Genomic DNA, 9,894 nt, shown 5'->3' with positions numbered 1-9,894 from the left:
TTCTTTAAGGTAAGGAGGTGATCCAACCGCAGGTTCCCCTACGGTTACCTTGTTACGACTTCACCCCAGTCATGAATCACAAAGTGGTAAGCGCCCTCCCGAAGGTTAAGCTACCTACTTCTTTTGCAACCCACTCCCATGGTGTGACGGGCGGTGTGTACAAGGCCCGGGAACGTATTCACCGTGGCATTCTGATCCACGATTACTAGCGATTCCGACTTCATGGAGTCGAGTTGCAGACTCCAATCCGGACTACGACATACTTTATGAGGTCCGCTTGCTCTCGCGAGGTCGCTTCTCTTTGTATATGCCATTGTAGCACGTGTGTAGCCCTACTCGTAAGGGCCATGATGACTTGACGTCATCCCCACCTTCCTCCAGTTTATCACTGGCAGTCTCCTTTGAGTTCCCGGCCGAACCGCTGGCAACAAAGGATAAGGGTTGCGCTCGTTGCGGGACTTAACCCAACATTTCACAACACGAGCTGACGACAGCCATGCAGCACCTGTCTCAGAGTTCCCGAAGGCACGTTCGCATCTCTGCAAACTTCTCTGGATGTCAAGAGTAGGTAAGGTTCTTCGCGTTGCATCGAATTAAACCACATGCTCCACCGCTTGTGCGGGCCCCCGTCAATTCATTTGAGTTTTAACCTTGCGGCCGTACTCCCCAGGCGGTCGACTTAACGCGTTAGCTCCGGAAGCCACGCCTCAAGGGCACAACCTCCAAGTCGACATCGTTTACGGCGTGGACTACCAGGGTATCTAATCCTGTTTGCTCCCCACGCTTTCGCACCTGAGCGTCAGTCTTTGTCCAGGGGGCCGCCTTCGCCACCGGTATTCCTCCAGATCTCTACGCATTTCACCGCTACACCTGGAATTCTACCCCCCTCTACAAGACTCTAGCCTGCCAGTTTCGGATGCAGTTCCCAGGTTGAGCCCGGGGATTTCACATCCGACTTGACAGACCGCCTGCGTGCGCTTTACGCCCAGTAATTCCGATTAACGCTTGCACCCTCCGTATTACCGCGGCTGCTGGCACGGAGTTAGCCGGTGCTTCTTCTGCGAGTAACGTCAATTGCTGTGGTTATTAACCACAACACCTTCCTCCTCGCTGAAAGTACTTTACAACCCGAAGGCCTTCTTCATACACGCGGCATGGCTGCATCAGGCTTGCGCCCATTGTGCAATATTCCCCACTGCTGCCTCCCGTAGGAGTCTGGACCGTGTCTCAGTTCCAGTGTGGCTGGTCATCCTCTCAGACCAGCTAGGGATCGTCGCCTAGGTGAGCCGTTACCCCACCTACTAGCTAATCCCATCTGGGCACATCCGATGGCAAGAGGCCCGAAGGTCCCCCTCTTTGGTCTTGCGACGTTATGCGGTATTAGCTACCGTTTCCAGTAGTTATCCCCCTCCATCGGGCAGTTTCCCAGACATTACTCACCCGTCCGCCACTCGTCACCCAAGGAGCAAGCTCCTCTGTGCTACCGTTCGACTTGCATGTGTTAGGCCTGCCGCCAGCGTTCAATCTGAGCCATGATCAAACTCTTCAATTTAAGTTTGATGCTCGTGAATTAAACTTCGTAATGAATTACGTGTTCACTCAGAGACTTGGTATTCATTTTTCGTCTTGCGACGTTAAGAATCCGTATCTTCGAGTGCCCACACAGATTGTCTGATAAATTGTTAAAGAGCAGTTGCGACGCGCTTTAGCGCTCTGTCGCGAGGTGGCGTATATTACGCTTTCCTCTTTCAGAGTCAACCCTCATTTTCAGGTTTTTCTCTTCAACCGAACCGGCTGTTTGTGTGAAGTGATTCACATCCGCCGTGTCGATGGAGGCGCATTATAGGGAGTCGACTCAGGAAGACAAGCGGAAAAATGCATTTTTGTTTCAACCGCTCACCTTTTATCCATTGCGCTTACTTTTGCTGCTTATTTATCGCCATTGGCAGGTCTGCCAGACTATTTATGACCAAATCTGCCGCATTTTCTGCTTCCGGCGTAACAGGTTTGCCCGTGCGCACCAGAACCTTCGTTCCAACATTCGCCGCTGCTGCTGCCTGCATATCTTCTATCTTGTCGCCTACCATATAGGAAGCGGCCATATCGATATGCAGGAAGTCTCGGGCGGAGATCAACATTCCAGGATGCGGTTTACGACAGTCGCAGACCTGACGATACTCTTCTACTGTGCCCTGCGGATGATGCGGGCAATAGTAGATACCATCCAAATCAACGTCGCGATCGGCCAGCGACCAGTCCATCCATTCGGTCAACGTTTCAAACTGTGCCTCAGTAAATTTGCCACGAGCGATACCAGACTGGTTTGTCACGATAATGAGCGCGTAACCCATATTTTTAAGTTCACGCATGGCATCAATAACGCCGTCGATAAACTCGAACTCGTCAATCTCATGTACGTAACCGTGGTCCACATTAATGGTGCCGTCGCGGTCGAGAAAAATTGCGGGTACAGATTTTGCCACCTTTTATAGCTCCTGAATAAGGCATGTGGCTCTAGTATCGCATGTTTCGGCGGGCAAGAAAGTGCTCATCGTGCAAAGCTAGATTGATTTAGACGTCTGGATGCCTTAACATCCATCTTGTTGACGGCTTCGACCGTCACAGACAGACGAAAATGCCACGGCTAACTTAATTATGATAATAAATAACCAATGATTAAACTTTCGAATATCACCAAAGTGTTCCAGCAGGGGACTCGCACCATTCAGGCGCTAAATAAAGTCAGCCTGCACGTTCCTGCCGGGCAGATTTATGGCGTCATTGGCGCCTCCGGTGCCGGTAAAAGTACGCTCATTCGCTGCGTTAACTTACTTGAACGCCCAACCGAAGGCAGTGTTCAGGTTGGCGGTCAGGAGCTGACGACGCTTTCTGAATCCGAGCTGACTAAAGCTCGCCGTCAAATTGGCATGATTTTCCAGCACTTTAACCTGCTTTCTTCCCGTACCGTGTTTGGCAACGTCGCGCTGCCGCTGGAACTGGATAACACGCCAAAGGAAGAGATCAAACGCCGTGTAACAGAACTGCTGGATTTAGTCGGCCTTGGCGACAAGCACGACAGCTACCCAGCCAACCTTTCCGGTGGACAAAAACAGCGAGTGGCGATTGCGCGTGCGCTGGCCAGCAATCCAAAAGTGTTGCTGTGTGATGAAGCCACCAGCGCACTCGATCCGGCAACAACCCGCTCGATTCTGGAATTATTGAAAGACATTAACCGTCGTTTGGGACTCACCATTCTGCTGATTACCCATGAGATGGACGTTGTAAAACGCATTTGTGACTGCGTGGCGGTCATCAGTAATGGTGAGCTGATTGAGCAGGACACCGTCAGCGAAGTGTTCTCCCACCCGAAAACGCCGCTGGCACAGAAATTTATCCAGTCCACGCTACACCTGGATATCCCGGAAGATTATCTGGAACGTTTAAAAGCAAAGCCAGAAGCAGACAGCGTGCCAATGCTGCGCATGGAATTCACCGGTCATTCGGTTGATGCGCCATTACTTTCGGAGACGGCCCGTCGTTTTAACGTGAATAACAACATTATTAGCGCGCAGATGGATTACGCCGGCGGCGTGAAGTTCGGCATCATGCTGACTGAAATGCACGGCACACAGGAAGATACACAAGCGGCCATTAACTGGTTGCAGGAACACCATGTAAAAGTAGAGGTACTGGGTTATGTCTGAGCCGATGATGTGGCTACTGGTTCGCGGCGTATGGGAAACGCTGGCAATGACCTTTGTGTCCGGTTTTTTTGGTTTTGTGATTGGCCTGCCGGTTGGCGTGTTGCTGTACGTAACGCGGCCGGGGCAAATCATTGAGAACGCGAAGCTCTACCGCACGCTCTCTGCACTGGTGAATATTTTCCGTTCCATCCCGTTCATTATCTTGCTGGTGTGGATGATTCCGTTCACCCGCATGATCGTTGGCACCTCTATTGGGCTGCAGGCCGCTATCGTCCCGCTGACCGTCGGCGCCGCGCCGTTTATCGCCCGTATGGTGGAAAACGCGCTGCTCGAAATCCCGACCGGGCTGATTGAGGCCTCCCGTGCAATGGGCGCCACGCCGCTGCAAATTGTACGTAAGGTATTACTACCAGAAGCACTGCCTGGACTGGTCAATGCGGCCACCATCACCCTTATCACGCTGGTGGGGTATTCCGCGATGGGCGGTGCCGTCGGTGCCGGTGGTCTTGGCCAGATTGGTTATCAGTACGGTTATATTGGCTACAACGCTACCGTCATGAATACAGTGCTGGTATTGCTCGTCGTTCTGGTTTATTTAATTCAGTTATCCGGCGATCGCATCGTCCGGGCTGTCACGCACAAATAACGTTGCACACAACACTAAAAACTCATTAAGAAAAGGAAATAAGCATGGCGTTCAAATTCAAAACCTTTGCGGCAGTTGGAGCCCTGATCGGTTCTCTGGCACTTGTGGGTTGCGGTCAGGATGAAAAAGATCCTAACCACATCAAAGTGGGCGTTATTGTTGGCGCAGAGCAGCAGGTCGCAGAAGTCGCGCAGAAAGTGGCTAAAGAAAAATACGGTCTGGACGTTGAGCTGGTCACGTTTAACGATTACGTCCTGCCTAACGAAGCGCTGAGCAAAGGCGATATCGATGCTAACGCCTTCCAGCACAAACCGTACCTGGATCAACAGATCAAAGATCGCGGCTACAAACTGGTTGCCGCAGGTAATACTTTTGTTTACCCGATTGCGGGCTACTCTAAAAAAATCAAATCACTGGATGAGTTGCAGGAAGGCTCTCAGGTCGCGATTCCAAACGATCCGACTAACCTTGGCCGCTCCCTGCTGCTGCTGCAAAAAGTGGGCTTAATCAAACTGAAAGACGGTGTTGGTCTGCTGCCGACCGCGCTGGACGTGATTGAAAACCCGAAAAACCTGAAGCTGGTTGAACTGGAAGCGCCGCAGTTGCCGCGTTCCCTGGACGATGCGCAAATCGCACTGGCGGTCATCAACACGACCTACGCCAGCCAGATCGGCCTGACCCCGGCTAAAGACGGTATCTTTGTTGAAGATAAAGATTCTCCGTACGTAAACCTGATCGTGACTCGTGAAGACAATAAAGATGCTGAGAATGTGAAGAAATTCGTTCAGGCATACCAGTCTGACGAAGTGTACGAAGCAGCAAACAAAGTCTTCAACGGCGGTGCTGTTAAGGGCTGGTAATTTTAGGCTGTTTCCAGAATCTGTAATATCATCAGGACGGGCGCTTGCCCGTCTTGTCATTTATGCAAGCACCTGATTCAATATCTGACGTTTAGATCATTCATTGAGGAAATATTATGCGTGCTTTACCGATCTGTTTAGTAGCACTCATGCTGAGCGGCTGTTCTATGTTAAGCAGATCCCCTGTTGAACCCGTTCAAAGCACCGCTACCCCGCCTAAAGCGGAGCCGGAAAAACCCAAAGCACCGCGCGCGGCGCCAGTAAGAATCATTACTAACGCTGAAGATTTAGTTGGCAAACCGTTCCGCGATCTCGGCGAAGTCAGCGGCGAATCCTGCCAGGCATCCAACCAGGATTCTCCACCGAGCATTCCAACCGCACGCAAACGCATGCAGATTAACGCATCTAAAATGAAAGCAAATGCGGTATTGCTGCACAGTTGCGAAGTAACCAGCGGAACGCCGGGTTGCTATCGCCAGGCGGTTTGCATCGGTTCTGCACTGAACATTTCGGCGAAATGAGCCATTTTCAGTTCGAGCAAATAGGCGTTATCCGCTCACCTTATAAAGAAAAGTTCGCCGTTCCACGCCAGCCGGGTCTGGTGAAAAGTGCCAACGGTGAACTGCATTTGCTCGCACCTTATAACCAGGCCGATGCCGTTCGCGGCCTGGAAGCCTTCAGCCATTTGTGGGTGATTTTTGTTTTTCACCAGACAATGGAAGGTGGATGGCGTCCAACCGTGCGCCCTCCCCGTCTTGGCGGCAATGCCAGAATGGGCGTCTTTGCCACGCGTTCAACGTTTCGTCCGAACCCTGTTGGCATGTCGTTGGTTGAGCTGCGGGGCATCCGTTGCCATAAAGAGCATGTAATCCTTGAGCTCGGCGGGCTGGATCTTGTTGATGGCACGCCGGTAGTGGATATAAAACCGTATCTGCCGTTTGCCGAATCGCTGCCTGATGCTCGCGCCAGCTATGCTCAGGACGCGCCGCAGGCCAGTGTAGACGTGACGTTCAGTGAAGAGCTCGCTGAGCAACTACCAAAGCTCGAACAGCGTTACCCGCATCTTCGTCAGTTTATTGCCGAAGTGCTGGCGCAGGATCCGCGTCCTGCCTACCGTAAAAACGAGGAAGAAGGCAAAACCTATGCCGTCTGGTTGCTGGACTTTAACGTCCGCTGGCGCGTGACACCGTCAGGATTTGAGGTCTTTGCTCTGGAAGCCCGCTAATTTGCATCGCGTACTCTTTTGACATCCCCTTCTCGCTGGTAAACTAAACCACTTTTGTTTTGTGCCAGGCTCATTTTGAGCCTGTTCGATCGTTCAACTGGAACCGTAACAACATGCGTACTAGCCAATATCTGCTCTCCACTCTGAAGGAGACACCTGCCGACGCCGAGGTCATCAGCCACCAGCTGATGCTGCGCGCCGGGATGATCCGCAAGCTGGCCTCTGGGTTATATACCTGGCTGCCGACCGGCGTGCGCGTCCTGAAAAAAGTCGAAAACATCGTGCGTGAAGAGATGAACAACGCCGGTGCGATCGAGGTGTTGATGCCGGTCGTTCAGCCTTCTGAACTGTGGGAAGAGAGCGGCCGTTGGGAACAATACGGCCCGGAACTGCTGCGTATTGCTGACCGTGGCGATCGTTCGTTCGTACTCGGCCCAACGCATGAAGAAGTGATCACCGACCTGATCCGTAATGAGCTGAGCTCTTACAAACAGCTGCCGCTGAACTTCTATCAGATCCAGACTAAATTCCGTGACGAAGTGCGTCCGCGCTTCGGCGTGATGCGTTCCCGCGAATTCCTGATGAAAGATGCCTACTCTTTCCACACCTCTCAGGAATCTCTGCAGGAAACCTACGACGCGATGTACGCTGCGTACAGCAAAATCTTCAGCCGTATGGGGCTGGATTTCCGTGCGGTACAAGCGGATACCGGTTCTATCGGCGGCAGCGCCTCTCACGAATTCCAGGTGCTGGCGCAGAGCGGTGAAGACGATGTGATCTTCTCTGACTCTTCCGACTATGCGGCAAATATCGAGTTTGCCGAAGCTGTTGCACCGAAAGAACCGCGCGCCGCTGCAACGCAGGAAATGACGCTGGTTGATACGCCGAACGCTAAAACCATCGCCGAGCTGGTTGAACAATTCAACCTGCCTATCGAGAAAACCGTGAAAACCCTGCTGGTGAAAGCGGTTGAAGGCAGCAGCTACCCGCTGGTTGCGCTGCTGGTTCGTGGCGATCACGAGCTGAACGAAGTCAAGGCGGAAAAACTGCCGCAGGTTGCCAGCCCGCTGACCTTCGCCACCGAAGAAGAAATTCGTGCGCTGGTTAAAGCAGGTCCTGGATCTCTGGGTCCGGTGAACATGCCGATTCCGGTGGTTATCGACCGTACCGTTGCGGTAATGAGCGATTTTGCTGCCGGTGCCAACATCGACGGTAAACACTATTTCGGTATCAACTGGGATCGTGACGTGGCCACCCCGGAAGTGGCTGACATTCGTAACGTGGTCGCCGGCGATCCAAGCCCGGATGGCAAAGGTACGCTGATGATCAAACGCGGTATCGAAGTGGGCCACATCTTCCAATTGGGTACCAAGTACTCTGAAGCGATGAAAGCCGCCGTTCAGGGAGAAGATGGTCGTAACCAGACGCTGACCATGGGCTGCTACGGTATTGGGGTCACTCGCGTTGTGGCTGCCGCGATTGAACAGAACTACGACGATCGCGGCATTGTATGGCCAGACGCCATTGCCCCGTTCCAGGTTGCTATTCTGCCGATGAACATGCACAAATCCTACCGTGTGCAGGAGCTGGCTGAGAAGCTGTACGCGGAGCTGCGCGCGCAGGGTATTGAAGTGCTGATGGACGATCGTAAAGAGCGTCCAGGCGTGATGTTTGCTGATATGGAGCTCATCGGTATTCCGCATACCATCGTGCTGGGCGACCGTAACCTCGACAACGACGATATCGAATACAAATACCGTCGTAACGGCGAGAAAGAGCTGATTAAAACCGGCGACATCGTCGACTACCTGGTCAAAGCTATTAAAGGCTAATACCAGCACAAGGCCCTGAGGATCAGGGCCTTTTTTACATGGATTGTATAAAATGGCTAAACCAACGGCGTATTACCGCCTGCTCCTCCCCTTCGTTCTTCTGCTTTCAGCCTGCACGATTGACGTCAGTCAGCAAAATTCATCAGCAACCGCTGTTGATGCCCAGGCAAAGAAATGGGAGATAAAACTCCAGCATCAAAGCTCATTTACCGATCAAGCGCTGCATGAAATTACGGATACCGACCTCCGGCCGGGCGACCTGCTGTTTTCCTCTAGTCTTGGGGTGACCTCATTTGGTATTCGCGCGTTCAGCACCTCTTCTGTCAGCCATGTCGCCGTTTACCTTGGCGATAATGAAGTTGCCGAAGCGACCGGGGCGGGAGTACAAATCATTTCGCTTAAAAAGGCTGAAAATCACAGCGATAAGCTTTTTGCTCTGCGGGTCCCCAACCTCACACCGCAGCAGGCCGAAGAAATCAAAACATTCGCTTATAAAATCAAAGATAGCGGCTATAACTACCGCGGCATCGTCGAATTTATTCCGTTTATGGTGACCCGGCAAATATGTTCATTGAATCCTTTCTCAGAGGATTTTCGCCAGCAATGCGTCAGCGGGCTGGCAAAAGCACAGTTGAACAATACCAGCGAAGGAGAAAAGAAGGCGTGGTTTTGCTCCGAATTCGTAACCGATGCGTTTGCCACAGCCGGGCACCCGCTAACAATGGCGCAGCCGGGTTGGATTAGCCCTTCCGACCTGATGCATATGCGCGAAGGTGACATTTCCGCGTTTAAGTCTGAAACGCAGCTACAGTATATCGGCCACCTGAAGTTAGGGATTTATATCAAAACCAGCCGTTTTGTTGGATTGATCCGATAAGGAAAAACTGTCCGGGCGATCGCCGGACAGTTTTTATAAGCTGCAGATTAATCATCGCAACTCTGGCCAGGGATAAACTTAATTTCTTTATCCGCTCTTAAGGTTTTCACTGGCGTGCCTGTATCAGGATTTTCTTCCATCGTGAAGTGCCCTTCCACAGTAAGCAGAACTGCCTTATCCGTTGCACCACGCGCAGTCAGATAATCTCGCTCCAGTTGTGCATTGTTCGCGACAGAGACTCTTTTACCCGTCGCACAATCAGTGAAGGTTGCCGCGTCAGCCATATAGAAGTACATCCCCCGCATCGGCATTGGCGTCACCGGTAAGCTGGCGGAAACTGGCTCAAGCGTGTAGTTGAACTGTGACTCAATCGGGTTACCTTCACGATCGAGCATCTCCAGCGCTTCACCTTTTGCCCGGTAGTACGACTTTTCACCTTTGCTGTCAGTCAGCACCAGCTTATCGGCAGTGCGCGCCCATGTACCATAAGAGGCAAAGGAGGACGGTTCATCCCGCACGCCCTGATAGCGTTCGTTCATCACCCATGTGCCGTCTTTTTCCAGAAACAGAGAGGTTTCAATTCCTTCGCAGTCCGCGCAAGGCAAAATGCCACGCCAGCTTTGCTGCATCGGTTTTAATTCAGCCGCCCGCGTCGGCTGTAGTACATCGACTTCAGTACGGTTGTTACAGCCGATCAAGGAAAAAAGCGTGCATGCAGCGACCACGGACAATATTGCTGTTTTCACTATG

Annotated in this window: 9 protein-coding genes and 1 rRNA gene; 7 read left to right on the top strand and 3 right to left on the bottom strand. The window is 52.2% G+C overall.

Annotation, left to right across the window (positions count from 1 at the left end):
• Positions 1 to 10: 10 nt before the first annotated feature.
• Together OGV65_RS02195 and gmhB are read right to left on the bottom strand one after the other, a co-directional pair.
• A 16S ribosomal RNA gene (locus tag OGV65_RS02195) occupies positions 11 to 1,552 on the bottom strand.
• Between the two features lie 364 nt (positions 1,553 to 1,916).
• Positions 1,917 to 2,483: a D-glycero-beta-D-manno-heptose 1,7-bisphosphate 7-phosphatase gene (gene gmhB / locus OGV65_RS02190; protein WP_259688175.1), complete on the bottom strand. Its 567-nt coding sequence runs from the start codon at positions 2,481 to 2,483 to the stop codon at positions 1,917 to 1,919.
• A gap of 189 nt (positions 2,484 to 2,672) precedes the next feature.
• On the opposite strand from gmhB, the gene metN reads away from it, so the two are divergent.
• The 7 genes from metN to OGV65_RS02155 all read left to right on the top strand — a co-directional run bounded on the left by metN (position 2,673) and on the right by OGV65_RS02155 (position 9,144).
• Positions 2,673 to 3,704 carry a methionine ABC transporter ATP-binding protein MetN gene (metN, locus tag OGV65_RS02185; protein WP_016151782.1) on the top strand — a complete coding sequence of 344 codons (1,032 nt, stop codon included), beginning with the start codon at positions 2,673 to 2,675 and terminating at the stop codon, positions 3,702 to 3,704.
• Positions 3,697 to 4,350: a methionine ABC transporter permease MetI gene (locus tag OGV65_RS02180; RefSeq protein WP_003018471.1), complete on the top strand. Its 654-nt coding sequence runs from the start codon at positions 3,697 to 3,699 to the stop codon at positions 4,348 to 4,350. The genes metN and OGV65_RS02180 overlap by 8 nt, the downstream gene beginning before the upstream one ends.
• Positions 4,351 to 4,394: 44 nt before the next feature.
• On the top strand, positions 4,395 to 5,210 hold the full coding sequence (gene metQ / locus OGV65_RS02175) for a methionine ABC transporter substrate-binding lipoprotein MetQ (protein ID WP_006686809.1): 816 nt from the start codon (positions 4,395 to 4,397) through the stop codon (positions 5,208 to 5,210).
• A gap of 116 nt (positions 5,211 to 5,326) precedes the next feature.
• Positions 5,327 to 5,731, top strand: a complete 405-nt coding sequence (gene rcsF, locus OGV65_RS02170) for an envelope stress sensor lipoprotein RcsF (protein WP_016151780.1) — start codon at positions 5,327 to 5,329, stop codon at positions 5,729 to 5,731.
• Positions 5,728 to 6,435: a tRNA (N6-threonylcarbamoyladenosine(37)-N6)-methyltransferase TrmO gene (tsaA, locus tag OGV65_RS02165; RefSeq protein WP_016155737.1), complete on the top strand. Its 708-nt coding sequence runs from the start codon at positions 5,728 to 5,730 to the stop codon at positions 6,433 to 6,435. Before rcsF ends, tsaA begins: the two co-directional genes overlap by 4 nt.
• 113 nt (positions 6,436 to 6,548) lie before the next feature.
• Positions 6,549 to 8,267 carry a proline--tRNA ligase gene (proS, locus tag OGV65_RS02160; protein WP_016151778.1) on the top strand — a complete coding sequence of 573 codons (1,719 nt, stop codon included), beginning with the start codon at positions 6,549 to 6,551 and terminating at the stop codon, positions 8,265 to 8,267.
• Positions 8,268 to 8,319: 52 nt separating this feature from the next.
• A complete protein-coding gene (locus OGV65_RS02155; RefSeq protein ID WP_053389214.1) occupies positions 8,320 to 9,144 on the top strand; it encodes a YaeF family permuted papain-like enzyme in 825 nt (274 codons plus the stop codon).
• 47 nt (positions 9,145 to 9,191) lie between these two features.
• Here the strand turns inward: OGV65_RS02155 and nlpE are convergent, their stop codons facing one another.
• Positions 9,192 to 9,893 carry an envelope stress response activation lipoprotein NlpE gene (gene nlpE / locus OGV65_RS02150; RefSeq protein ID WP_087121852.1) on the bottom strand — a complete coding sequence of 234 codons (702 nt, stop codon included), beginning with the start codon at positions 9,891 to 9,893 and terminating at the stop codon, positions 9,192 to 9,194.
• Between the last annotated feature and the right edge of the window lies 1 nt (position 9,894).

Origin of the sequence: Citrobacter sp. Cb004 (assembly GCF_030337065.1) — a bacterium.
GTDB lineage: Bacteria > Pseudomonadota > Gammaproteobacteria > Enterobacterales > Enterobacteriaceae > Citrobacter > Citrobacter braakii.
The sequence above is the reverse complement of the archived record's forward strand: the minus strand, read 5'-3'. Positions and strand labels throughout refer to the sequence as shown.